At 63.2% G+C, this 23,417-nt stretch carries 30 protein-coding genes and 1 other RNA gene; 15 read left to right on the top strand and 16 right to left on the bottom strand.

What is annotated here, in order from left to right; translation table 11 throughout:
- Window positions 1-31 precede the first annotated feature (31 nt).
- From V1471_RS09305 to V1471_RS09335, 7 genes are all read right to left on the bottom strand, one after another.
- Window positions 32-742, bottom strand: coding sequence for a DUF533 domain-containing protein (locus V1471_RS09305; RefSeq protein WP_434288236.1), 711 nt, complete (start codon window positions 740-742; stop codon window positions 32-34).
- 170 nt (window positions 743-912) lie between these two features.
- Window positions 913-1,314, bottom strand: an RNA gene (gene rnpB, locus V1471_RS09310) — RNase P RNA component class A.
- Window positions 1,315-1,327: 13 nt separating this feature from the next.
- Window positions 1,328-2,050 (bottom strand): N-acetylmuramoyl-L-alanine amidase, encoded by a 723-nt coding sequence (locus V1471_RS09315; RefSeq protein WP_434288238.1) that lies wholly within the window; start codon window positions 2,048-2,050, stop codon window positions 1,328-1,330.
- Between the two features lies 1 nt (window position 2,051).
- A complete protein-coding gene (locus tag V1471_RS09320; protein WP_434288240.1) occupies window positions 2,052-2,771 on the bottom strand; it encodes a hypothetical protein in 720 nt (239 codons plus the stop codon).
- A gap of 35 nt (window positions 2,772-2,806) precedes the next feature.
- The gene (gene gatA / locus V1471_RS09325; RefSeq protein WP_434288242.1) at window positions 2,807-4,294 is read right to left on the bottom strand and encodes an Asp-tRNA(Asn)/Glu-tRNA(Gln) amidotransferase subunit GatA; all 1,488 of its coding nucleotides are present in this window, start codon (window positions 4,292-4,294) and stop codon (window positions 2,807-2,809) included.
- Window positions 4,294-4,581, bottom strand: coding sequence for an Asp-tRNA(Asn)/Glu-tRNA(Gln) amidotransferase subunit GatC (gatC, locus tag V1471_RS09330; RefSeq protein ID WP_434288244.1), 288 nt, complete (start codon window positions 4,579-4,581; stop codon window positions 4,294-4,296). The genes gatA and gatC overlap by 1 nt, the downstream gene beginning before the upstream one ends.
- A 36-nt stretch (window positions 4,582-4,617) precedes the next feature.
- Complete coding sequence (locus tag V1471_RS09335; protein WP_434288246.1) at window positions 4,618-5,268, bottom strand: ceramidase domain-containing protein; 651 nt, start codon at window positions 5,266-5,268, stop codon at window positions 4,618-4,620.
- A 52-nt stretch (window positions 5,269-5,320) separates the two neighbouring features.
- On the opposite strand from V1471_RS09335, the gene V1471_RS09340 reads away from it, so the two are divergent.
- Window positions 5,321-6,025 carry a metal-dependent hydrolase gene (locus V1471_RS09340; RefSeq protein WP_434288248.1) on the top strand — a complete coding sequence of 235 codons (705 nt, stop codon included), beginning with the start codon at window positions 5,321-5,323 and terminating at the stop codon, window positions 6,023-6,025.
- Here V1471_RS09340 and V1471_RS09345 read toward each other — a convergent pair whose 3' ends face one another.
- The 6 genes from V1471_RS09345 to V1471_RS09370 all read right to left on the bottom strand — a co-directional run bounded on the left by V1471_RS09345 (window position 6,026) and on the right by V1471_RS09370 (window position 8,819).
- Window positions 6,026-6,442 (bottom strand): hypothetical protein, encoded by a 417-nt coding sequence (locus V1471_RS09345; RefSeq protein WP_434288250.1) that lies wholly within the window; start codon window positions 6,440-6,442, stop codon window positions 6,026-6,028.
- Complete coding sequence (locus tag V1471_RS09350; protein WP_434288252.1) at window positions 6,442-6,777, bottom strand: hypothetical protein; 336 nt, start codon at window positions 6,775-6,777, stop codon at window positions 6,442-6,444. The genes V1471_RS09345 and V1471_RS09350 overlap by 1 nt, the downstream gene beginning before the upstream one ends.
- Window positions 6,778-6,779: 2 nt before the next feature.
- A complete protein-coding gene (locus V1471_RS09355) occupies window positions 6,780-7,334 on the bottom strand; it encodes an RNA polymerase sigma factor (RefSeq protein WP_434288254.1) in 555 nt (184 codons plus the stop codon).
- Window positions 7,335-7,461: 127 nt separating this feature from the next.
- Window positions 7,462-7,776 (bottom strand): hypothetical protein, encoded by a 315-nt coding sequence (locus tag V1471_RS09360; RefSeq protein WP_434288255.1) that lies wholly within the window; start codon window positions 7,774-7,776, stop codon window positions 7,462-7,464.
- A gap of 77 nt (window positions 7,777-7,853) precedes the next feature.
- Window positions 7,854-8,261, bottom strand: coding sequence for a hypothetical protein (locus V1471_RS09365; protein ID WP_434288257.1), 408 nt, complete (start codon window positions 8,259-8,261; stop codon window positions 7,854-7,856).
- Window positions 8,262-8,369: 108 nt separating this feature from the next.
- Window positions 8,370-8,819: a nucleoside deaminase gene (locus tag V1471_RS09370; RefSeq protein ID WP_434288259.1), complete on the bottom strand. Its 450-nt coding sequence runs from the start codon at window positions 8,817-8,819 to the stop codon at window positions 8,370-8,372.
- 224 nt (window positions 8,820-9,043) lie between these two features.
- On the opposite strand from V1471_RS09370, the gene V1471_RS09375 reads away from it, so the two are divergent.
- The 7 genes from V1471_RS09375 (at window position 9,044) to V1471_RS09405 (ending at window position 16,110) form a co-directional block, all read left to right on the top strand.
- Entirely contained in the window at window positions 9,044-9,664 is a 621-nt protein-coding gene (locus V1471_RS09375; protein WP_434288261.1) for an OmpW/AlkL family protein, read from the top strand.
- 118 nt (window positions 9,665-9,782) lie between these two features.
- Window positions 9,783-11,243, top strand: coding sequence for a pseudouridine synthase (locus tag V1471_RS09380; protein ID WP_434288263.1), 1,461 nt, complete (start codon window positions 9,783-9,785; stop codon window positions 11,241-11,243).
- Window positions 11,244-11,439: 196 nt separating this feature from the next.
- Window positions 11,440-12,339 (top strand): 5-bromo-4-chloroindolyl phosphate hydrolysis family protein, encoded by a 900-nt coding sequence (locus V1471_RS09385; RefSeq protein ID WP_434288265.1) that lies wholly within the window; start codon window positions 11,440-11,442, stop codon window positions 12,337-12,339.
- Window positions 12,340-12,356: 17 nt separating this feature from the next.
- Window positions 12,357-13,538, top strand: a complete 1,182-nt coding sequence (locus V1471_RS09390) for a toxic anion resistance protein (protein ID WP_434288267.1) — start codon at window positions 12,357-12,359, stop codon at window positions 13,536-13,538.
- Window positions 13,535-14,488 carry a DUF2927 domain-containing protein gene (locus tag V1471_RS09395; protein WP_434288269.1) on the top strand — a complete coding sequence of 318 codons (954 nt, stop codon included), beginning with the start codon at window positions 13,535-13,537 and terminating at the stop codon, window positions 14,486-14,488. The genes V1471_RS09390 and V1471_RS09395 overlap by 4 nt, the downstream gene beginning before the upstream one ends.
- 13 nt (window positions 14,489-14,501) lie before the next feature.
- Window positions 14,502-15,620: an SPFH domain-containing protein gene (locus tag V1471_RS09400; RefSeq protein ID WP_434288271.1), complete on the top strand. Its 1,119-nt coding sequence runs from the start codon at window positions 14,502-14,504 to the stop codon at window positions 15,618-15,620.
- Window positions 15,621-15,795: 175 nt separating this feature from the next.
- Entirely contained in the window at window positions 15,796-16,110 is a 315-nt protein-coding gene (locus V1471_RS09405) for a hypothetical protein (RefSeq protein ID WP_434288273.1), read from the top strand.
- Between the two features lie 14 nt (window positions 16,111-16,124).
- Here V1471_RS09405 and V1471_RS09410 read toward each other — a convergent pair whose 3' ends face one another.
- On the bottom strand, window positions 16,125-16,526 hold the full coding sequence (locus V1471_RS09410; RefSeq protein WP_434288275.1) for a CZB domain-containing protein: 402 nt from the start codon (window positions 16,524-16,526) through the stop codon (window positions 16,125-16,127).
- Window positions 16,527-16,612: 86 nt separating this feature from the next.
- Between V1471_RS09410 and V1471_RS09415 the strand changes: the two genes are divergently transcribed.
- From V1471_RS09415 to tsaD, 7 genes are all read left to right on the top strand, one after another.
- Entirely contained in the window at window positions 16,613-17,740 is a 1,128-nt protein-coding gene (locus tag V1471_RS09415; protein WP_434288277.1) for a primosomal protein N' (replication factor Y) - superfamily II helicase, read from the top strand.
- A 21-nt stretch (window positions 17,741-17,761) separates the two neighbouring features.
- Complete coding sequence (locus V1471_RS09420) at window positions 17,762-18,691, top strand: carbohydrate kinase family protein (protein WP_434288279.1); 930 nt, start codon at window positions 17,762-17,764, stop codon at window positions 18,689-18,691.
- The gene (gene dtd, locus V1471_RS09425; RefSeq protein ID WP_434288281.1) at window positions 18,688-19,128 is read left to right on the top strand and encodes a D-aminoacyl-tRNA deacylase; all 441 of its coding nucleotides are present in this window, start codon (window positions 18,688-18,690) and stop codon (window positions 19,126-19,128) included. The genes V1471_RS09420 and dtd overlap by 4 nt, the downstream gene beginning before the upstream one ends.
- Window positions 19,129-19,204: 76 nt before the next feature.
- On the top strand, window positions 19,205-19,666 hold the full coding sequence (gene tsaE / locus V1471_RS09430; protein WP_434288283.1) for a tRNA (adenosine(37)-N6)-threonylcarbamoyltransferase complex ATPase subunit type 1 TsaE: 462 nt from the start codon (window positions 19,205-19,207) through the stop codon (window positions 19,664-19,666).
- Window positions 19,660-20,271, top strand: a complete 612-nt coding sequence (locus V1471_RS09435) for a hypothetical protein (RefSeq protein ID WP_434288285.1) — start codon at window positions 19,660-19,662, stop codon at window positions 20,269-20,271. Before tsaE ends, V1471_RS09435 begins: the two co-directional genes overlap by 7 nt.
- Window positions 20,268-20,861: an L-threonylcarbamoyladenylate synthase gene (locus tag V1471_RS09440; RefSeq protein WP_434288287.1), complete on the top strand. Its 594-nt coding sequence runs from the start codon at window positions 20,268-20,270 to the stop codon at window positions 20,859-20,861. Before V1471_RS09435 ends, V1471_RS09440 begins: the two co-directional genes overlap by 4 nt.
- Window positions 20,858-21,850 carry a tRNA (adenosine(37)-N6)-threonylcarbamoyltransferase complex transferase subunit TsaD gene (gene tsaD / locus V1471_RS09445; protein ID WP_434288289.1) on the top strand — a complete coding sequence of 331 codons (993 nt, stop codon included), beginning with the start codon at window positions 20,858-20,860 and terminating at the stop codon, window positions 21,848-21,850. Before V1471_RS09440 ends, tsaD begins: the two co-directional genes overlap by 4 nt.
- A gap of 5 nt (window positions 21,851-21,855) precedes the next feature.
- Here tsaD and V1471_RS09450 read toward each other — a convergent pair whose 3' ends face one another.
- Window positions 21,856-22,587, bottom strand: a complete 732-nt coding sequence (locus V1471_RS09450) for a peptidase (RefSeq protein ID WP_434288291.1) — start codon at window positions 22,585-22,587, stop codon at window positions 21,856-21,858.
- A 15-nt stretch (window positions 22,588-22,602) separates the two neighbouring features.
- Window positions 22,603-23,412, bottom strand: a complete 810-nt coding sequence (locus tag V1471_RS09455; RefSeq protein ID WP_434288293.1) for a transglutaminase family protein — start codon at window positions 23,410-23,412, stop codon at window positions 22,603-22,605.
- Window positions 23,413-23,417 lie beyond the last annotated feature (5 nt).

Consider the following 23,417-nt stretch of genomic DNA (forward strand, 5'->3'; position numbering starts at 1 on the left):
GCCGCCCTTTTCACTGAAACAGATCGTCAGATCAGATCACCGGCTTGCCCATCGACTGATGGATCTCCGCCTGTTTCGCCTCGTCGAGCATCAGCGATTGCGCCAGACCTTTGAGGAAGGTTTTTTCGGCCTCGGTGTCGACCGAAATCGCCATCAGAGCCGCCGCATAGACCTGTGCCGCGGCCGACGTGCCCGCGTCTTTCGCCAAAGCCATCGGATCGACCGGCGCGTCCAACTCGGCCTGCACAAAGGCGATCTCCTCCTCGGAGGCATCCCCCAGCGCGTCGAGAATCTTGGTGCGCTCCTCGGGGTCGATCTGGCCGTCGGCCTTGGCCGCCATGATCATCGCCCGGATCATCAGCTTGGCGTTCTCCTCCGAGGCCGCCCCCACCGCCGTGCCTTGGGTCACAGAGGCGAACATGTCGGACATCGAGGTCATGCCGGTCGCCGCCGCCCCGGACATGGCCGAGAACAGCGATCCGAGCCCGGCTTCGGTCGCTTCCGACATATCGGCGGCCTGATTGCCGAACTTGCCCATCATGTCGCGCACCGCATCCGCGCCGCCGGGAAAGCCGAATTTCTCCGCCATCTGGCCCATCTGATCGGCCATGCCGCCCGGCGCGCCGGATTGGCGCATGGCTTCGCGCACGCCGTCCATGCCGCCCATTTTCTTGACTTTTTCAACGCCTTTCGCCGCGGCAAAACCGATGGCGAGCGTGGTCAGGGTTTTCACGAAACTCATTGGGCAACTCCCTATGCTGACAAATCTTTCCACGCATAGTGCGACGAAACACCCATTCTGCCAACAGGGCAAAACACCCGGACCTGCCGTTTCTTTTGTCCTGAAATATCCTGGGGTGAATTGGCCAAAGGCCAAGAGGGGCAAAGCCCCTTCTCTGCAACACGGGAATACGACGCGGACGACCTGTAAGCCGGATTCTGTTCCGGGGCTTGCGCCCCTTCGATAACCATTCCTCTAGGCCGCCTGTTACCAGACGGCTCAAGCTGCCAACCCGGGTTTCTCGGGCTTGAGCGACCCTGCGGGCGGTCTGCGTTGCCGCACACGAACCCCGCGCGAAACCCCTATTTGGCATTGCTCCCGGTGGGGCTTGCCGTGCCGGTCCGGTTGCCCGTCCCGCGGTGGGCTCTTACCCCACCGTTTCACCCTTACTCCGTCTTGCGGAGCGGTCTGTTCTCTGTGGCGCTGTCCCTGGGGTTGCCCCCGCCGGGCGTTACCCGGCACCGTTGCTCAAGGGAGTCCGGACTTTCCTCCCCTCCTCATCAAAGAGAAGCGGCGGTTATCCGGCCATCCGCGTCGGAAAGCGACTTAGGCGAGAGGGGAGCGGCGGTCAATGGGAAAGCGGGCGGGAAAGCGGGCGGGAAAGCGGGTGGCAAGATCGCGGGCCAGCGCCATGTCGCGCCCGTCGAGCGGGCCGTGATGACGGGGGCGAAAGCGATCCCGGAAGGCAGAGACCAGCGCTTCGACCGGGGCTTCGGGGTAGCCGAAGCGCTGCAAGTCTTGCACAAATCGAACCTCATCGGGCTCGATCTCACTTTCAAAGGCGGGAAACACGGACAATCCCTGCAAAGCCAGCCGTTTCCAGTCGAAACGGGGACCCGGGTCGATCTTGCGCAGCGGGGCCATGTCGGAATGGCCGATCACGCGCTCAGGCGGGATCGCGTGACGGGCGAGAATATCCGCGAGAAGACTTTCCAGCGCCCCCATCTGCGCGGCGGCAAAAGGTGCTGTGCCGGGATTGGCCAGTTCGATGCCGATGGAGCGCGAATTCACATCCGTCACCTCGCCCCACTGCCCGGCCCCGGCATGCCAGGCGCGCATCTCTTCGTCCACAAGGCGAAACACCTGCCCTTGCTCACAAATCAGGTAATGCGCAGAGACCTCGAAGTCCGGCGAGCAAAGCCGCTCCAGCGCCGCCTCGGCTGTCTGCATCGCGGTGTAATGGATCACCACGAGATCTGGTCGCGCACCATCACGCCGCTCGCCGAAATTCGGCGAGCGGCGGTCATGGATCACGGGCTGTGAGGGCATCTCAGCGGTTGGCGGCCAGACGGAAGGGCGCGGGGTCCCAGCTACAGGCGAAGCCGTCGCCATCCGGGTCGAGCCCCTGCGGGTTCTTCTCCGGGCCGCCGTTTTTCAGGAAATATTCCTGCGCCAGATCGGGCGACGGGTATTTTGCGCAGTTGCGCGCCGCACGGGAATCGGCCCCCGGGATGAGCCGCGAATAGAGCGCCTGACCGACCGTGTTGGTGGTCGAGAGCGCAAATTCCACGATGGTGCCCGCGTCCGAGGTCGGGCGCGACGGCAGGGCCGTCGGCTGGATCGTGACATAGGCTTCCTTGTTGGCCTCGACGAAGGCTTTGTCTTCCTCGATCGAGCGCTCGGAGGAGACGGCATCGAAATTGTTTTCGGAAGAAATGCCCATGGCGTTGGAGACCGCAGACGGGGTGGCCGTCGGCGTGGAGGCCGCGGCGACCGACGAGGTCGTGCCGTTTTCCGCCGCCTCGATGCCTTCGAGCGCCTCGTTGGAGATCGCTTGGGTGTCGAGCGCCGCTGCGGCCGAGAACACGCTCACCGAACCGCCGCCTGCCCCTTCGCCATTGGCGATGAGATCGGCCTCTCTCTGGGCCTGATAGTCGGCATAGGAGCCGAACCCCACCCCCGAGCCACTGTCGGGCACGGCGGTTTGACAGGCGGCCAGAGCGGCCAGAGCAGAGAATGTCACAAAGACACGGGGTGAGGCACGACGCATCGCGAAGCTCCGTAAGGGTCAGTCAAGACCGTCCCTTACCACCATTTTTCAGGCTTGGAAACAAAGCCCGCTGCACCTTCGAGTGAATGCGCGATATTCAGCAGATCGCCCTCTTCCCACGGTTTGCCGATGAGCTGAAGCCCGAGCGGCAGTCCCGAAGCAGACAGGCCCGTGGGCACGGAGATGCCCGGCAGGCCCGCGAGGTTCACGGTCACGGTGAAGACGTCGTTCAGATACATCTGGATCGGATCGCTGTCCGACACCTCGCCGAGGCCAAAGGCCGGGGACGGCGTTGCGGGCGTCAGGATGGCGTCGACACCGGCGGCGAAAGCGTCCTCGAAGTCCTTTTTGATCAGGGTGCGGACCCTGCGCGCCTTGTTGTAATAGGCGTCGTAGAACCCGGCGGAGAGCACATAGGTGCCGACCATGACACGCCGCTGCACCTCTTTGCCGAACCCTTCGGCGCGGGTTTTCTCGTACATGTCGTTGATGCCCTCGCCTTGGGCGAGTTTGGCGCGGTGGCCGTAGCGCACCCCGTCATAGCGCGCGAGGTTCGAAGAGGCCTCGGCGGGCGCGATCACGTAATAGGTCGGCAGCGCGTATTTGGTGTGCGGGAGCGAAATGTCGACAATCTCCGCACCGGCGTCCTTGAGCATGGCGGCACCATCGTCCCAAAGCTTGACGATCTCGTCGGGCGTGCCGTCGAGGCGGTATTCCTTCGGGATACCGATTTTCTTGCCACGGATGTCACCGGTCAGCATGGCCTCGAAATTCGGCACAGCCAGATCGGCGGAGGTGCTGTCCTTCATGTCGTGACCGCACATGGTCTCCAACATGATCGCCGCATCCCGCACGGATTTGGTCATCGGACCGGCCTGATCCAGAGACGAGGCAAAGGCCACGATGCCCCAGCGCGAGCAGCGCCCATAGGTCGGTTTGATGCCGACGATGCCGGTGAAGGCGGCGGGCTGACGGATCGAGCCGCCGGTGTCCGTGCCGGTGGCGGCAAGGCAGAGATCGGCGGAGACGGCGGCGGCAGAACCGCCCGAAGACCCGCCCGGCGTGAGCGGCGTGTCTTCGTTGCCGCGACGCCAGGGGCTGATCACATCGCCATAGGTCGAGGTTTCGTTCGAGGACCCCATGGCAAACTCGTCCATGTTGAGCTTGCCCAACATGACGGACCCGGCGTCGAAGAGTTTCGAGGTCACGGTCGACTCGTATTCCGGCTTGAACCCTTCGAGGATCGCGGAGGCGGCTTGCGTCGGGACGTGTTTCGTCGCGAAGAGGTCCTTGATCCCGATCGGCAGGCCGCACATGGCGGGCGCGTCACCGGCGGCAATGCGCGCATCGGCGGCTTTCGCCTGCTCGCGGGCGATCTCCGGGGTGTTATGGACAAAGGCGTTCAGAGCGCCCGCACCTTCGATGGCAGACAGGCAGGCCTCGGTCAGCTCGGCGGAGGTGTAATCGCCAGCGCGCAGCCCGTCGCGGGCGGCGGAGAGCGTGAGTTTGTTCAGATCAGACATTATTCAACCACCTTCGGAACTGCAAAGAAGCCCTCGCGCGCATCGGGCGCGTTCGCAAGGATCTTGTCCTGCATTTCACCGTCCGTAACCCCATCCTTGCGGCGCTTGAGACGCTGCGGCGTCACCGAGGTCATCGGCTCGACGCCCTCGACATCCACTTCGGAAAGCTGCTCGATGAAACCGAGCACAGCGTTGAATTCGGAGGCCAGCGCCGGAAGCGCATCTTCCTCGACGCGGATGCGGGCCAGCTTGGCCACCCGGCGGGCGGTATCAATGTCGATCGACATGGGGCAATGCTCCCTAATTCTTGGTCACATGAGGCTTTAGCGCCCCTGCGCCCGGCCTTCAAGCATATGCGTGAGATAAACATGGATCATCCAGCCCAACATGGTGGCGTTGAGGATGTGCCAGAGGAAATGCGTGCCGAGCGGCAGGGCGGTGCAGATCGGATCGTCGAGCCAACGCATGAAGATCGACAGGCAGAGGAGTGTGGCGCCGAGGGCGAGGCCTCGGGAGGTTTTCGGGGTGCGGGATCTGAGCAGGAGCGCATAAAGGAAGATCAGCAGAGGCACGGAACTATAAGCCGCACTGGAGCCGAGGCCGAGATGGGAAAAAATCAATGTGCAGGCAAAGGCAAAGGGGAAGAAGGCGAGGCAGGTCAAAAGCGCCTGCCCGCGCCGTAGCCCGAGAAAATCGCGGGAGGCGGCAAAGAGATAGAGCAGGACGAACCCGAGGATCGGCAGCGTGTCCACCATCGCGCCCCAGCGCGTCGCCGTAGTGTGAAAGGCGAAGGAACCGAGACCGATGACAAAGAGAATGACGGTGAGCGCCCGCGCCATGGGATTGCCGCGCGTCCGGGGCCAGACGATCACGGCAATGATCAGAAAAGCGGCATTGGTCAACGCATTGACCGGCTCCGACCAGAAGCTGAAATCCGTGCGCTCGCAATAGGCGTCGATTTGTTCGCTCAACATGGACGTGTGACAATCCCGTGTTAGGTTACCCCGAAACATAGGGAGTTTTGTCATGAAAATCACCTGGCTCGGCCATTCCGGCTTTCGCATCGAGATCGCGGATCAGGTTTTGCTGATTGATCCGTGGATCAAGGGCAACCCGGCCTTCCCCGAAGAGCGCGCAGACGAGGCGACCGCGGGCGCGACGGCGATCTTTCTCACCCATGGTCATGGCGACCATGCCTCGACCACCCTGCCCGTCGCCCGCAGCACCGATGCGATGATCTATTGCATCCACGAACTGTCGATCATTCTGGGCGCGGAAGGCGCGCAGGTCACGGGGTTCGGCAAGGGCGGCACCATCACGCTCGGCGAAGGCGAGGACGCGGTCAAGGTGACCATGGTCAACGCCGTGCACAGCTCCTCCATCGACTTCAAGGACGGTGCGCCACAATATGCGGGCCAGCCTGCGGGCTTCATGATCTCCGGCGAAGGCCACACGATCTATGTCTCCGGCGACACGGACATCATGGCCGATATGGAATGGTTCGCCGATCTGCACCGGCCCGACATCGGTCTCCTCTGCGCCGGGGGCCATTACACGATGGATATGACGCGGGCCGCCTACATCTGTCAGAAATTCTTCGATTTCAAGACGGTGATCCCGTGCCACTGGGGCACCTTCCCGCTTTTGGCGCAGAGCTGCGACGAGCTGGTCTATGCGCTCGAAGACGGTGTGGTGCAGGTGCCCGAGGTTCTGGTGCCGATCGAGATCTGATCAATCCTTCGCGGCCTCGGCCTCGATCACCTCCAGCACCAGATCCTGAAGCTCGTCGACGCTTGCGATGAACCGGGCGCGGAACTCGGCCATCGCGGCCTCGGTCGCGGCCTTATCGAAGGGCTCTTCGGTGCTCACGGCGACGACGGCGCGGCGGGCTTCGATGGCCTCGCGCAGGCTTTGCTGAAGCGCCTCGTCCGCGACGAAGCCCGCGCGCAGCGCCTTGCGGATCTCGCGCGGGAAGGTCGGCACCTTGACGGTCTCGGGCCCTGCGTCGCCCATGACGCTGCCACGCACCTGCTGAAACCGCCAGATCACGCCGAAGGTCATGGCATTGCCCAGAAGCGACAGGCCCAGCACGGCGATCAGCGCCATACGACCCCAGGACCGACGGTGTTTTGCCACATGCTCAGACATCAGAACCCTCCCAGAAGGCCAAAGAAATCGCCCAGTGCGAGAAAGGCGAGGAAACTGTCGCCGATCACGCCCGACGACAGGAGATAGCCCAACAGCACGCCCAGCCCCATCAGCCCGGCAAAGCCCATGGCCCATGGCAGGGGCTCGGAAAGCACCTCTGCCATGGGGTGGTCGCGGCTGGCTGGCGCATCGGCGAGCTGGCTCAGAACCGTTCGGGACATCAGGGCGACATCCTCGTCGCCGGGCGTTTTCAAAAGCGCCGCGAGGTCGCGGTCAAAGGCGTCATCCGCGGACCGCGCCGCAGACAGCTTGGGGTTCGTTTTCTGATCCGGCATGATCAGTCCTCCTTTTCCAGCCGGGCCCGGAGCGCCGCTCGCGCCCGCACCAGCAATTGTTCCACCGCCCCTTCACTCGTCTTCAGCGCCGCCGCGATCTCCGCGCCCGACAGCTCTCCGGCTGCCTTCAGCAAGATCGCCTGACGCTGGCGTTCCGGCAATGTCCGGATCGCCGCATGGGCCAGAGCAAGCCTCTGACGCGCGGCCAGCTCGGCCTCCGCCCCCGGTGTATCGTCCTCGGGCTCCGCGACACTGTCGATGCCGACGAACCGCCGAAACCGCCCCCTGCGATTGTGGTCGATGCAGAGATTGACCGTGATCCGGTAAAGCCAGCTCGACACCGCGCCTTTCGCGGGATCGTAACTCGTGGCGCGGGACCAGGCCCGGAGGAACACCTCCTGCGCCACGTCCTCGGCCTCCGCCGCATTGAGCAGAATCTGCGCCGCATAACGCCGGATACCCGGGCCATAGAGCGCAATCAGGCGGGCCAGCGCGGCGCGCTCGCCCTGAACCATCGCCGCCATCGCGGCGGCGGCCTCTGCCTGACGTGGGTCCATACCCGATCTCTCGTCTCTCACAAACTGGCCCGCATGGCCTTCGTGTACCAAATACACTTTTGACACATCTGAAAAGTGGCCCGGCCCGTCAGGGGGGGATGGAGAACGACCCGGGCCTTCCCCCGCTTTAGCGGGTGATCTGAACCGTGCGCGAACAGGGTCCGGGTTCTCCGGTCGGCCCGACGCAGGTCATGGTCGAGGTCGTCCCCTCGCTGGTGGTGGTGCGCTGACGGTCTTTCGAGACGGTCTGGCCATTGGCCGTGGTCGCCGTGGTGGAGGTTCCACAGACCACCTGTCCGTTTTCGCGCACGCAATCGCGGTTTTTCTCGACGGTGCCGCCATTGCCATTGGTGATCGTCACATTTTGCGCGAAGACCGGCGTGGCGAAGGCCAGCGGCAAGAGAAGGACGAGGGTTTTGGCGGTTTTGGTGACATGTTTCATCGTTACGGTCCTTATTTCAAAGGGTCAGAGAAGCGATCCGGCTTTCAGGGGGATCGGGGGCAAAGTGGTCTCGGGCCTTAAAAGCTGGCCTTCGACAGGAACTTGTTGACGCGGGAAATTTCGTTGCCCGCCAGCACGCCGTCATTGTTGCGGTCGGCACGGTCGAAGCCGTCGGCCTTGGACAGGTATTCCGCTTCGGTCACCATGCCGTCGCCATTGCTGTCGCGGGCCATCAGGCGCGTGCCATCGACATTGCGGCCCTGAGCGGCAGGCAGGGCCTGAATTTCGGCCAGAGTGACGGACCCGTTGCCGTCGCTGTCGAGCGATTTGAACGTGGCTTTTTGCAGTTCCTGGAATTCTTCACGGGAAATCTGTCCGTCGCCATTGCTGTCATAGCTCAGAACATTCGTGGCGGCGAAGGCCGGGGTGGTCAGGCCGCAGGTCAGGCCAAGCGCGGCGAGCGCGGTGAGGGATCGGATGCGCATGTGGTGTCTCCTTTGCGTCGTCGATTACCCAAGATTACGGGGCGCAAAGGCGGGCCCTACGCGGGGCCTGACATTTTTTCGATGGTTCTTTTGGTTTTTCGGCGCGCCTCAGCGCCGGGCGGCGAAGAAATTCTTCAAAAGCGCCTCTGCCTCATCCGCCGCGATGCCGTCATAGACCTCCGGCGCGTGATGACATTGCGCATGGCTGAAAACTTTCGCGCCATGGGCCACGCCGCCGGATTTCGGGTCCCCTGCGCCGTAATACAGCCTGCGGATACGGGCGTTCGACATGGCGGCGGCGCACATCGGGCACGGTTCCAGGGTCACGTAAAGATCGTATCCCGGCAGACGTTCCAGCCCGAGAGCGGCACAGGCCGCCCTAAGCGCGACGATCTCGGCATGGGCCGTGGGGTCGCGGTCCTCGCGGGTGCGATTGCCGCCCCGCCCGACGATTTCGCCCTCGGGCGACACGACGACGGCACCGACCGGCACCTCACCGCGCGCGGCGGCGGCACGCGCCTCTTCGAGCGCGACATCCATATAAGAGCGAAACGACATGCCCTTTCCTGCCGCGATTTGCCGGGCAAAGGCAAGCGGGTCTCTGCGGTCCCGCACGACGGTTCGCATGACGGCCCGCATGACGCTCTGACGACAGCTTTACGACAGAGTGTCGCAGCAAGGTGCGATTTGACCCAAGTCAAAGAACCTTACCCAAGCCCCCGGCGACTGTGCCCCCATGCGCAGACTCACCTCGCGCAAAAGACAACCATGGGACTTAGACTATGAAAAAGACTTCCGTTTTCGCCGCAACAGTGGCCCTTGCCCTCGCTCTGCCGAGCCTCGCTTCGGCGCAGGATGCGGGCACGATGACTCTCGGCCTCGGCCTTGGCGGCGTGATGCCGAAGTCCGACAACGGTGACATCCTCGGCTCCACCGGCCTTCGTATCGGCGACAACGTGCGCCCGACCGTCACCTTCGAATATTTCATCCGCGACAATCTCGGCATCGAAGTGCTCGGTGCCTGGCCGTTCCAGCACAACATCCATGCCGACGGCATGGGCAAGATCGGCACCACGCAGCACCTGCCGCCGGTGATCTCGCTGCAATACCACTTCGACACCGGGTCGACCCTGACCCCCTTCGTCGGCGCCGGGATCAACTACACCGCCTTCTTCGATGAAACCGCCAAGGGCGCGGTGGCGGGCAGCGATCTCGACCTGAGCGATTCCTGGGGCGTCGCGCTGCATGCCGGTCTCGATTACAAGATCAGCGAGCGCGCCGCGTTGCGGACCGATGTGCGCTGGATCGACATCGACAGCGACGTGAAACTCGACGGCAGCAAAATCGGCAAAGCCGAGATCGACCCCTGGGTGTTCGGCGTCTCCTACGTGATGTCGTTCTGAGACGGTTCATACCGATCCAAGCCCGAAATATCGGTCCGCAGCGATGCGGGCCGATTTTCTTTGCCCTTTTCATGTGACCTGTCTCAGAGTATGAGCGCGCCAACGAAAGGCCTTTCCCATGACCGACACGCCCAAGACCCCGACCCCCACTGCGAAAAAGACCCCTCCGGGCGAGCGCATCGCCAAGGTGCTGTCGCGGGCTGGCATTTCCTCGCGCCGCGAGGCCGAGGAACTGATCGAGGCGGGCCGTGTCACGGTCAACGGGCGCGTCGTCGCCTCGCCTGCGCTCAACGTGCTGCCGAAGGACCGGATCACGGTCGATGGCAAAGAGGTCGGCGAACCGGAACCGCCGCGGCTTTGGCTTTATCACAAGCCTGCCGGTCTGGTGACCACGGCCAAGGACGAAAAAGGCCGTGACACGGTGTTCGACCAGCTCCCGAAAGAGCTGCCACGCGTGATGTCGGTCGGGCGTCTCGATCTCAATTCCGAAGGTCTGCTTCTGCTCACCAACGATGGCGAGATCAAGCGTCGTCTGGAACTGCCGGACACCGGCTGGATGCGCAAATACCGCGTGCGGGTGAAAGGCACGGCGACGGAGGCCATGCTTGAGCCGCTGCGCAAGGGCGTGACGATCGACGGCGAGGATTTCCAGCCGATGGAGGTCATGTTCGACCGCCAGCAGGGCGCGAACGCCTGGCTCACCGTGGGCCTTCGCGAAGGCAAGAACCGCGAGATCCGCCGCGCCATGGAACACATCGGCCTGACCGTGAACCGGCTCATTCGCATTTCTTACGGGCCGTTCCGTTTGAACACGCTGCAACCGGGCGAGGTCGAAGAGGTGCGGGGCCGTGTGCTGCGCGACCAGCTTGGGCTTGAGACCGGCACCGATGGGTTCGGCGCGACCCAAGGGCGGCGCGAAGTGTCGCGTGGCGGCAAACCGGGCGGTCCGCGCAAGGAAACGCTGGGCCGCGACGCGCGCCCGAACCGGCCCGTCAAAGGCGGGAAGCAGGGCGACAAACCGGCATTCAAAGGCAAATCCGGCGGCTTCAAGCGCCATGACGACGAGGGCGGTCGCCCCGCGCGTGGCGAAGGCGGCTTCAAGCCGCGTGGCGAAGGGTTCAAACCCCGCAGCGAGGGCTTCAAGCCGCGCGGTGAGGGCTTCAAAGGCAAACGTGACGGAGATCGCTCCGGACCGCGTGATGGCGATTTCAAACCGCGCGGCGAAGGCCGGGGCGAAGGTTTTAAAGGCAAGCGCGACGGCGATTTCAAACCGCGCGGCGAGGGCTTCAAGGGCAAACCCCGTGACGGCAAGCCGGGCGGCAAACCGTTTGGCAAACGTGACGACCGGGGCGGCCAAGGCGGAGACCAGCGCGACGGCGCGCGCGGTGGGGAACGTGGCGGCAAGCCCGGCAGCTTCAAATCCCACGGGTTCAAATCCCATGGCGGCGGCGCGGGCGGCAAACCGCGCTCGGCCGGGTTCAAATCGCACAGTGGAAAACCTTCGGGCGGAAAACCTTCAGGCGGAAAACCTTCGGGCGCCCGCCCGGGTGGCGGCAAACCGCCCAAATCTCGGTCCTGATCCGGAGCGGAGGGGGAAAGCACACAAGCTCTTCCCCTTAAGCCTTTCACGCGGCGCGATTCCTTTCTATATCTGAAAGCGGACAAGCGCTTTGGGTCGAAAGGGTGATCATGAGCAACAGTGGGTTTTCGAAACTCGCCTATTACCTTCTGGTGGCGCTGACCTTCTACGTCACGATCAAGGCGCAGGGCCTGTGATGTCGAAACGCTACGGTTCCACCTATTCGCCCAAAGGCAGCGCCTCGCAAAGCGCAGGCTCCGCCCCCTCTCCCCGTCCCTTCGATGGCAAGACACCGTCCCGTGTCGGCGCGCGCTCGAACCTTTTGTTCTTCGCAGCCCTGCCGCTGGCGTGGAAGGCCTTTGGCGCAGCCCCCGTCACCATGGCAGCCTATCTCGTGGCCTTGGGCACGCTCGTGGCCGCAGCGTTTCTGACCCGCGAAGGGTTGAAGGCCGAAGAGGCCTATGAGTCCCGCAAGATGGCCCGCCGCCCGGCCATTCCGCGCAAAATCTTTGGCTCGGTGCTCACGGGGATCGGTCTCGGGATTGTCGGCTGGTTCGGCTGGGGCCCGCTTGAAACGGTGATTTTTGCCGTGCTGGGCGTCGTACTTCATAGCCTCGCCTTCGGGATTGATCCATTGAAAAACAAAGGCTTCGACGAAATCGACCTGTTTCAACAGGACCGTGTCGCCAAGGCGGTGGATGAGGCGGAGGCGCATCTCAAGTCGATGCGCGAGGCGCTGGACAAAACCGGCGACCGGCAGGCCGAAGACCGGCTTGAGAAATTCATTGCGACCGCCCGCGCCATGTTCCGAACCGTCGAGGACGACCCGCGCGATCTGACGGCGGCGCGCAAATATCTGGGCGTCTATTTGCTGGGCGCGCGCGACGCGACCACGAAATTTGCCGATCTCTGGATCAAAACCCGCAACGCGGAGGCGCGTGCCGACTGGTTTTCGCTTCTGGACGATCTGGAGGCGAATTTCGACGCCCGTCACAAAGCGTTGCTGTTGGATGATAAGACCGATCTCGACATCGAGATCGAAGTGCTCCGCGACCGGTTGGCGCGCGAGGGCGTTGCAAGTGACTTGAAAAATTAAAGATCAGGGGAAGTACCATGTCCGATACCGTGCGCCAAAAGGCCGAAGCCGCCTTGAAAGACGTTGAAGAAATCACCTCCGTGGTGCTGGCCGAGCCGAAGGGCGAGTTGATCGACCCGGCGGCCGTGGCAGAAGCGCCGCAATCCGCCGAGATCGCCAAGGCCAAGGCCGAGATCGACATGGGCGACACCAATTCCATCGTGCGCTTCGGCTCGGCAGCTCAGGCCGAATTGCAGGTCATTTCGCAAGCGATGTTGCAGGATGTGAAGAACAAGGACGTGGGTCCGGCGGGCGACAGCCTGCGCAACATCGTGACCACGATCCGCGGGTTTTCCGTCTCCGAACTGGACGTGCGCCGCGAGCGGAGCTGGTGGGAGAAACTTCTGGGCCGCGCCGCCCCGATGGCGAAATTCGTAGCGCGCTACGAGGATGTGCAGAGCCAGATCGACAAGATCACCGACAATCTGCTTGAGCATGAGCACAAGCTGATGAAGGACATCAAATCGCTCGATCACCTCTATGACAAAACGCTCACCTTCTACGACGAGCTGGCGATCTACATTGCCGCCGGTGAGCTGAAACTCAAGGAACTCGACGAGACCGAGATCCCGGCGCTGGCCGCCCAAGTGGACGCCGCCCCCGAGGCCGATCAGGTGATCAAAGCGCAGGAGCTGCGCGATCTGCGCGCCGCGCGCGACGATCTTGAACGCCGGGTGCATGACCTGAAACTGACGCGTCAGGTGACGATGCAATCCCTGCCCTCGATCCGTCTGGTGCAGGAAAACGACAAGTCCTTGGTCACGAAAATCAATTCGACGCTCGTCAACACCGTACCGCTTTGGGAAACCCAGCTGGCGCAGGCCGTGACGATCCAGCGCTCCGCCGATGCCGCCAAGGACATCAAGGCCGCGACCGATCTCACGAACGAGCTTTTGACCGCCAATGCCAAGAACCTGCGCGAGGCCAACAAGGTCGTGCGGCAGGAAATGGAACGCGGCGTGTTCGACATCGAGGCCGTCAAGGCGGCCAACGAGGAACTGGTCGCGACCATCGAGGAAAGCCTCCAGATCGCCGACGAGGGCAAGCGCAAACGCGCCGAGGCCGAGGTCGAGCTTAAGGCGATGGAAAGCAAGCTGCGCGACACGCTCGCGGCCGCCAAGGCGACCGGCAACGCCTCCGGTCCGGCGGTGCCCAATTGAGCACGGGTTCGGGACGACAGATCGCAGGCTGGAGCGCGGGGATTTTCCTCGCGCTCTCGGCCTGTACGCCCGTCCCGGACATCAAACCGCAGCCCCGGCCCTATTCGCCGGTGCAGCCCACCGTCATGACCCCGCCCCAACGCAGCGAGATCAGTTTTGCGCTGGAGAAATACTACGCCCGGATGCAGGCCGATCTTCTGGCCAACGATCTGTTGCGCACCGATCTGGGCGGGCCCGACACGCCGTTCAACGCAAGGCAACTGGCGGCGAATTTCGAAGCCATCGCACTGAATGACGAATATACCTCGCTCAACGGGCAATATGTGGCGCAGATGACGCCCTCGAACCTACATCGCTGGCAGGTGCCGGTGCGGATCGGGCTTGAATTCGGCCCGAGCGTGTCGGAGAGCGTCCGCGCCACCGACCGCGCCACGGTCGCGAACCTGGTGTCGCGCCTAGCAACCGCCTCAGGCCATTCGGTCGCCATGACCTCGTCGCGGGCGAATTTTCATGTGCTCGTGCTCAACGAAGACGAACGCCGCCAGATCGGTCCGCGTTTGGCGGAAATGATCCCCGGCATCGGGCAGGATGCGATCCGCTCGGTCGTCAACATGCCGCGCTCGTCTTACTGCCTCGTCTTGGCCTCGGACCCGGCGAACGATGGCGCCTATCGCTCCGCCGTGGCGGTGATCCGCTCAGAACATCCTGATTTGTTGCGCAAATCCTGCTTCCACGAAGAAATCACCCAAGGCCTGGGACTTGCCAATGACAGCCCCTATGCCCGGCCCTCGATCTTCAACGACGACGAGGAATTCGCGCTTCTGACCCGGCATGACGAGCTGTTGCTGCGCATTCTCTACGACCCGCGCCTTGCCCCCGGCATGCGCCCCGAAACCGCCCGCCCGATCGCGACACGGATCGCGTATGAGCTGATGGGCGAGGACATCTGACAAGGAGGCCCCCATGGGTATTTTCGATTTTCTCTCCGGCGAATTCATCGACGTCATCCATTGGACGGACGACACGCGCGACACCATGGTGTGGCGGTTCGAACGCGAGGGGCATGAGATCAAATACGGTGCGAAACTGACCGTGCGCGAAGGGCAAGCCGCCGTTTTCGTGCATGAGGGGCAGTTGGCCGATGTGTTTACGCCGGGTCTCTACATGCTCGAGACCAACAACATGCCGATCCTGACCACGCTTCAGCATTGGGATCACGGCTTCAAATCGCCGTTCAAATCCGAGGTGTATTTCGTCAACACCACGCGCTTCGGCGATCTCAAATGGGGCACGAAAAACCCGATCATGTGCCGTGACCCGGAATTCGGTCCGGTGCGTCTCAGGGCCTATGGCACCTATACGGTGAAGGTGGCCGATCCGGCGCTGTTCCTGACGGAAATCGTCGGCACGGATGGCGAATTCACCATGGACGAAATTTCCTTCCAGATCCGCAACATCATCGTTCAGGCGTTCTCAAGGATCGTCGCAGGATCGGGCATTCCGGTTCTGGATATGGCGGCCAACACCGCCGATCTGGGCAAGCTGGTCGCGACCGAAATTTCCAAAGTGGTCGCCGAATATGGCCTGACCATCCCCGAATTCTACATTGAGAACATCAGCTTGCCCGAAGCGGTCGAGGCCGCGATGGACAAACGCACGTCGATGGGCATCGTCGGCAATCTCGACAGCTACATGAAGTTCAACGCCGCCGAAGCGATGGGCGCGGAGAACTCTGCCATGGCGGCCTCGATGGGCGCGGGCATGGGGGCCGGGATGGGCATGGCGATGGCGACGCAAACCCAGGCCGGACCGTGGGGCGCACGTCCCGCAGCGGCCACCACCACGGCCCAGACCCCGCCGCCCGCGCCGCGGGTCGAGCATGTCTGGCACATCGCCGAAAACGGTGAGACCAAAGGCCCCTATTCCAAGGCCGAAATGGGCCAGATGGCCGCCAAGGGCGCTTTGAAACGCGAAACCTATGTCTGGACCCCCGGTCAGGATGGCTGGCTCAAGGCCGAAGATGTCACCGAACTGGCCCAGCTTTTCACCATCGCACCGCCGCCCCCGCCGCCGGGCGTGTGAGCCCATGCAGAAGCTGCGGGCAGAAACGCGCGCAGAGGGGACGCGCGCCGGGGGGGAGGAGACGGAGCTGCCTTTGTGGGCGGCACGTGAGACGTGTTCAGCGCCCGCGTCCCGCCCTACACAGGTGCGTTATGCCACGGAGTGTGCCCCGCAGGCGGACGAGCGCGCGCTCACGATGCTGGCACTGAGTTTTCTCGGCGTGGGGGCCTTGTCGCCGGAGCGGCTTGCCGAAACCGCAAGCTGGGACCGGACCGGTGCGCCGACCCTTGTCGGCCGCACGGAAATTCTGCGCCAGCACCACGATTTAAGGCCGCCCGTGAGCCTCTGTGTCACCCAGATCGTCGCTCAGGGCAAAACCGCCACGGTGTCCGGGCGGCTCAGCCGGGATGGCCAGCCGCCCGCCTTGTTCTGTCATGTGCTGCGCTTCACCGATCCCTCACAGGCCCGGATCGCGCAGGTGGTCAGCTTCGAACAGGTCGAGATCGCATGACACTGCACCGCGCTTCACCGCTTCAGGATTGCCCGGAAGTCCTCGCGCCAGTCGTTCAGATTGAGGATCAGCGAATTGGTCAGCCGCCGGAACGAGGCAGACTCGTAAAGCTCTCGTGCCGCCGAGCGGTCTCCGCCCTCGACATTGACCGCAATTTTCCCGGCCTCGCGATGAAACCGCGTGTGAAGCCCCTTGATCATCTCGAATTTCTCCATCGCCGGATCGTTCGGATCAGCAGACAGGCCAGCAAGCCAGTGCCCGAAGGCGCATTGATCGTTGCGCGAAATCTCGTCGGCGGTTTTCTCGAGCGCGCCCTTGTCGATGCACTCCGACAGCCGCCGCTTCCAATCCGCATGGGCACAGATCGCATCGCGAATCTGCGCATTGCCATTTCCCGTCTCCGTCACCGTCATCATCTTAGCTCCATCGCCATCACAATTTCCCTGCGCGTTCGCGCTCACAATGGCATGAGACCTTTAATGCCCAGTAAAGTCTGAAAAGTATGGAAAATCAGAGCGCCACAGCCACCGAAGAGCATCGTTTCCCCTGCCACACCTGCGGGGCCGATCTGCGGTTCGATCCGGACAGCCGCATGCTGGTCTGCGACCATTGCGGCGCGCGCGAGGAGATCGAAAGCGGCCATGCGCCGCGCCCGCGCGAACTCGATTTTCATATGGCGGTCTCTGGCGGGTTGTCGTCGCATGGCGATCTGCTCGAGGCGGACCAGACCGAGGAGATCCGCACGTCGACCTGCCCGAATTGCGGTGCGGTGCTCCAGTTCGACGACACGGTCCATGCCACCGAATGTCCCTATTGCGCGACCCCCGTGGTCACCGACACCGGCCGCCGCCGCCAGATCAAACCGCAAGGCGTCCTGCCCTTTGCCGTGCCCGAGGAGGCAGCGCAGGCGGCGCTGAAACACTGGCTCGGCTCGCTTTGGTTCGCGCCCAACGCGCTCAAGAAATACGCCCGCAAGGGCCGACGCCTCAATGGCGTCTACATGCCCTACTGGACCTTCGACGCGCGGACCCAGAGCAGCTATTCCGGCGAACGCGGCACGGATTACCACGAAAGCGTCATGGTCAACGGCCAGCGCCAGACCCGCCGCCGCACCCGCTGGCGTCATGTCACCGGTCAGGTGAAGCGGTTCTTCGACGATGTGCTGGTGGTGGCCTCCACCGCCCTTCCGATCCAGTATGTCCGCGGGCTTGCGCCCTGGGACCTGTCGGGGCTTGAACCCTACCTGCCGGATTATCTCGCGGGCTATACGTCGGAGGCCTACACTTTTACTCTGGAAGAGGGTTTCAAGGACGCGCAAACCCAGATGGCGCAGATCATCACGCGCGACATCAAATTCGACATCGGCGGCGACCGCCAGCGCATTCACAACGTCGACACACGCTATTCGGACGTGACCTATAAACACATCCTGCTGCCCGTGTGGTTCGCCGCCTATAAATTCCGGGGCAAGACCTATCGTTTCGTGATCAACGGGCGCACCGGTCAGGTGCAGGGCGAACGGCCCTATTCGGCGTGGAAAATCGCCATCGCCGTAATCCTCGCGTTGATCGCCGCCGGGATCGTCGGCTATTTCTACGCGATGAATCAACAGGGCTATGGCGGCTACTGACGCCGGGCCAAGGAGACCGCGATGATCCTCTGTGCAGGCGAAGCCCTGATCGACATGTTGCCGCGCCAGTCCACGCTGGGCGAAGACGCCTATGCGCCCTATGCGGGCGGGGCGGTGTTCAATACGGCCATCGCGCTTGGCCGGTTGGGCGCAGATGTCGGGTTTTTCTCCGGGTTCTCGGCGGATTTCTTCGGCGAGCTGCTCAAGTCCAAACTGGCGGAAAGCCATGTCGACACGGGGCTGGCCGTCACCGCCGAGCGTCCCTGCACCGTGGCTTTCGTCAAGCTCGTCGACGGCCATGCGACCTATGCGTTTTATGACGAGAACACCGCCGGGCGTATGCTGACGGAGGACGATCTGCCCGCATTGCCCGACAACGTGGAAGCGGTGTTCTGCGGTGGCATTTCCCTGCCCGTAGAGCCCTGTGGCGCGGCCTATGAAACGCTGTTTGTGACGGCCTCGGAGCGCTGTGTCACCATGATCGATCCGAACATTCGGCCCGGATTTATCCGCGATGAGGCACGTTATCGTGCACGAATCGAACATATGCTGGCGCATGCCGATATTGTGAAACTGTCGGACGAGGATCTGCTGTGGCTCATGGGCGAAGGTGAAATCGACGGCCATATCGCGACGCTTCTCGACAAGGGCGTCAAGATCGTCTGCCTCACCATGGGCGCCGAGGGCGTCAAGGGCGTGACCAAGCGCGGCACCACTTTCGTGCCCTCCGAAAAGGTCGATGTGGTGGACACCGTCGGCGCAGGCGACACGTTCAACGGCGGGTTTCTCGCCGGGTTGCAACGCATGGGCAAGCTGACGAAAACGGCGGTGGCCGATCTCGATGACAACAGCCTGCGTGCAGCGCTGACGCTTGGGGCGCAGGCCGCCGCCGTGACGGTCAGCCGGGCGGGGGCGAACCCGCCTTGGTCCCATGAATTGGAGGCCAAATGAGAGCCCTCGTTCAACGTATTTCCGAAGCCGCCGTGCGCGTCGACGGCGCGGTGGTCGGCCAGAGCGGTCCCGGACTTTTGGTCCTCGTCTGCGCCATGCGCGAGGACACAGAGACACAGGCCGCGAAACTCGCCGCCAAAATCGCCAAGCTCAGGATCTTTCAGGACGAGGCGGGCAAGATGAACCTTTCGGTGCGCGACATCGGCGGTACGGCGCTGGTGATCAGCCAGTTCACGCTCGCCGCCGACACCAAGGGCAACCGCCCCGGTTTTTCCACCGCCGCCGCCCCCGAGATCGGCAAAGCGCTGTACGAGAGCTTCACGGAGCGTCTGATTGCCGAAGGCGTCCCCTCGGAGACCGGGATTTTCGGGGCGGACATGAAGGTCTCGCTGATCAATGACGGGCCGGTGACGATCTGGCTCGACACGGAGACGTAACCGCATCTGCCGTCATGCCCCCATGGACCTTTGGCCCGCTTTGTCCTAAAGCGCTCCCAACATGTGAGAGGTCAAAGTGACTGAGAAACGCATCCCCATCGCCGACGAAGCGGACACCACGCGGATCGCTGCCGCGCTGGCCGGTCACCTGCGCGCGGGCGACGTGATCCTGCTCGATGGCGCTCTGGCGGCGGGCAAGACGTTTTTCACCCGCGCTCTGGTGCGTGCGCTCGGATCGGACGAGGCGGTGACCAGCCCGACCTACACCATCGCCAATATCTACGAGACCCCGCGCGGGCCGGTGTTGCATGTCGATGCCTACCGGCTCAAAGGCGCGCAGGAGTTCTATCACCTCGGCCTCGAAGAGTATTTCGAAACGGGCATCTCGGTGATCGAATGGGGCGAACGGATTGGCGATTTCTTTGACGCGCCGCTGGCAATCCATATCGGCTTTGGCGACACGGAGAGCGCGCGCCTGCTCACGTTCACCTCGGACAGCCCGCGCTGGACCCCGGTTCTGGAGGCACTGTCATGCTGACGCTTTTGTTTCAGGCTTCGAACGGTGTGCCCTCTATGGCGCTCGGGCGCGGAGATGCGATTGTCTTCGACAGCGCCGAGGTCGAGGCGCTGTCCGGCTCGCGCGATTACCGGCTGATGTTGGAAACCGGGCTGGGGTCGATCTCTGCGACGCTGGACGAGATCACGCTCATCGCTTGCGACATCGGTCCCGGCGGATTGGGCGTCACCCGCACCGCCGCCGCTTTTGCCAATGCGCTTGGCTTTGCCCGTCGCATTCCGGTTCTGGCGCTTCCGGCGTTTGAGTTGCTCGGCTCCGAGGTCGCACGGGACAAACCGGTCGCGATCCTGCGTCGTGCGGCTCGGCCGCATGTGCATTTCGGGGTTTACGCCGACGAAAGTGGTCGTGGAAAACTTGTACTTTACGAACATTGTACGGAGCAGTCCGCGCTGGATCAGCTCTCCGACTTGGAGGATTACGATCTCGCCGGGAATATCGAGGTGGCGGGCCATGCTGCGCCCGTGACCAACAAAGCGACGATGACATGCATGCTGCGACTGGCTCTGGCCGCGCCACGACCGGAGCTGGATGCACGGGCCTGGCCGATTGTGGAGGTGTTGGAATGATCCCGTCTGCCGAACAGATTGCCGAAGTTCTGGGACAGGGCGGCGTGGTACTTTTGCCCACCGACACCGTGCTGGGCCTCGCCGCCTCCCCCGCCTTCCCCGAGGCCGTCGACAAGATTTACGCGCTCAAACAGCGCCCGCGACAGAAGAACCTGCCGATCATGGTGGCCGATGCCGATCAGATTTTCGAACTGGGGGCGGATGTGTCCTTTGAGGCGGCGAAGCTTCTGGCGAGCCCTTATGTGCCCGGCGCGCTGACGCTGGTGCTGCCGGTCGATACCCTGCGCGCGCCCGCATGGCTCGACGGGCGCAGCGAGATCGCTGTGCGCATTCCGGACAATGAGTTGCTTTTGAACACGCTGCGTCTGGCTGGGCCGCTGATGGTGACGTCTGCCAACCGCTCCGGCGCGGAGACGCCCGCGACCACCGATGATGCGCTGACGCAACTCCATGGCGCACCCGATCTGACCGTGCCGGGTAAGGGCGCGGCCCCTGCCCCCTCGACCATCGTCAATTGCACCGTCACCCCGGTCGAGATCGAACGCCACGGCGTCGTCCCCGCCGCGCAGATCGCAGAGGTGCTGGCATGAGCGGGCTGATCCTCGGCATCGAGACCTCTTGCGACGACACCTCGGTCGCGCTGGTGGACCGTTCGGGCCATGTTGCGGCGATCAAGACCGTGTCGCAATTCGAAATTCACGAAGCCTTTGGCGGGGTTTACCCGGAACTGGCCTCGCGTGCCCATTTGGAGGCCATCCTGCCGACGATTGAGGCGGTGATGGCGGAGGCTTCGGTCACGCCGAAGGATCTGACCGCCATCGGCGTCACCCGAGGGCCCGGTCTGATCGGGTCGCTGCTGGTCGGGCTGGCGAGTGCGGAGGCGCTGTCGATGGGCTGGGGCGTGCCGGCCTATGGAGTGAACCACCTGCGCGGGCATATCCGCTCGGTCGAGCTTGAGAGCGGGCGGACGGAATTCCCGGCAGTGATCATGCTGGTCTCCGGCGGGCATACGTTGATCGCGGAGCTGAAGGACGCCTGGTCCTATCGGCTCCTCGGCACGACGCGCGACGACTCGGTGGGCGAAAGCTATGACAAGGTGGCGCGGATGCTCGATCTGGGCATGCCGGGCGGTCCCGCCATCGACCGGGCGGCGAAACTCGGCACGCCGGTGCTGCGCCTGCCCCGCCCGATGAAGAACGAGGGCTACGAGTTCTCGTTTTCCGGGCTGAAATCCTCGGTCGCGCGCCATATCGAACAGCACCCGAAGGTCTCCATCGAGGATATGTCCGCCTCTTTCGTTGCCGCCTGTGTCGATGTGCTGACGGCCAAGGCCGACCGGGCTTTGGCGGAGTGCAAGCCGCGCTCTCTCGTGATCGTCGGCGGGGTCGCCGCCTCACCGCAGATCCGCGAGGCGATGGGAAAAGTGGCCGGAAAACATGGAGTTGAGCTTTGCCTGCCGCCGATGAAATGGGCGACAGACAATGCCGCGATGATCGCCATGGCGACATGGGATTACGTCGAGCGCGGGCTTCAGCCGGAGTTGATGCCCAAGCCCAATCTTAGCCTTGAGACACCGTAACCGCCTTAAAACGTGAAGCTCGGCAGGCTGTCCATCGCGGATTTGAGCGCCTCGCCCCATCCCGCGGAAATTTCGTGGTAATAGGGATCGTCGGCGCTGATGCGGCGCTGATGGGCGATCTGATAAGTGTCTTTTTCGATCACCTGCAAATCGAACGGCATGCCCACGGACAGGTTCGCCTTCACCGTGCTGTCGAAGGACACGAGCATGAGCTTGACGGCATCCTCGAAAGACATCTGCGGATCATAGGCCCGGATCAGGATCGGCTTGCCGTATTTCGTCTCGCCGATCTGAAAGAACGGGGTTTCCTTGCCAGCTTCGATGAAATTGCCCTCTGGATAGATCAGAAACAGCCGCGGCGGCGAGCCCTTGATCTGACCGCCCAAAAGCACGGTCGCATTGAAAGCGCTGTCGGCGCGCTGGCCCTCGTTGGCATTGGCGGCGATCACGTCCTTGAGCGTTCCGGCCACAAGGCGGGCGACCTGAAACATCGACGGCGCGGTGAGCACATCGGGCTCGCGCTCCGCAGGCGCCTTGGTGCGTTCGTCGAGGATCGAGACCAGCGCCTGAGTCGTCGCCAGATTCCCCGCCGTCATCACGGTCAGGATCCGCTCACCGGGGACTTCCCATGTGAACATCTTCTTGAAGGTGGAAATATTATCGACACCGGCATTCGTCCGGGTGTCGGACATCATCACGAGGCCCTTGTCGAGCATCATCCCCACACAATAGGTCATCGGACCGGTCCGCCTTTATTGTTGCTCTTGGCGTTGCGCCACTTCGATCTCGACGGAGAGAGTTTCCCCGGCCCCGCCGTATCGTGTGCCTGTTACAGGAGCAGCCTGCCGGTAGTCCAGCCCTGTCGCAACACGCACATAGCGTTGATCGGGGCAAATTTCATTAGAAACGTCGAAACCGACCCAGCCGAGCCCCGGCACATGGGCCTCGGCCCAGGCGTGGGTGGCGTCCTGAAGCGTGCGGTCGTCCATCATCAGATAGCCCGACACATAGCGCGCCGGGAAACCCATTTCGCGGGCACAGGCGATGAAGACATGAGCGTGATCCTGACACACGCCCTTGCCCTCGGCCAGCGCCTCCTCGGCGCTCCATTCGGGATGCGAGGCCCCAATTTCGTAGGTAATCGCCTCGCCCACGAGACGCGAGAGCGCGTGCAGACGCTCAAGCTCGCTCTCACCCTCGACCTTTTTGACCAAGGCGCGCACGCCCGGTCCGGCTTTGGTCAAGGGCGTGACAGTTTCGAACAGCCAGAGCGGCGACGGGCCGGTGTGCGGCCCCACAACGCCATGGTTCTCGGCAATCTCCACCTCGCCCTCGCAGGACACGATCAGCTCGCGCGTGTCGCGCTCAAAGGACAGAAGCTCCACGAGATTGTTCATATGATCGTGGTAGCTCAGCTCCTTTTTGCCGCCCTGAACAGAGGTCTCCCAATGGATGACCTCCTGCCCATGGCTGGATTTCGGCGTCTTGCGGAGCTGTTGCAGCCCGTAAGTCACCGGGTTTTCAAAGGAATAGCGGGTGGTGTGGCGAATGATCAGGCGCATCGGGC

This window comes from Celeribacter sp. SCSIO 80788 (assembly GCF_051054295.1).
Taxonomy (GTDB): domain Bacteria; phylum Pseudomonadota; class Alphaproteobacteria; order Rhodobacterales; family Rhodobacteraceae; genus Celeribacter.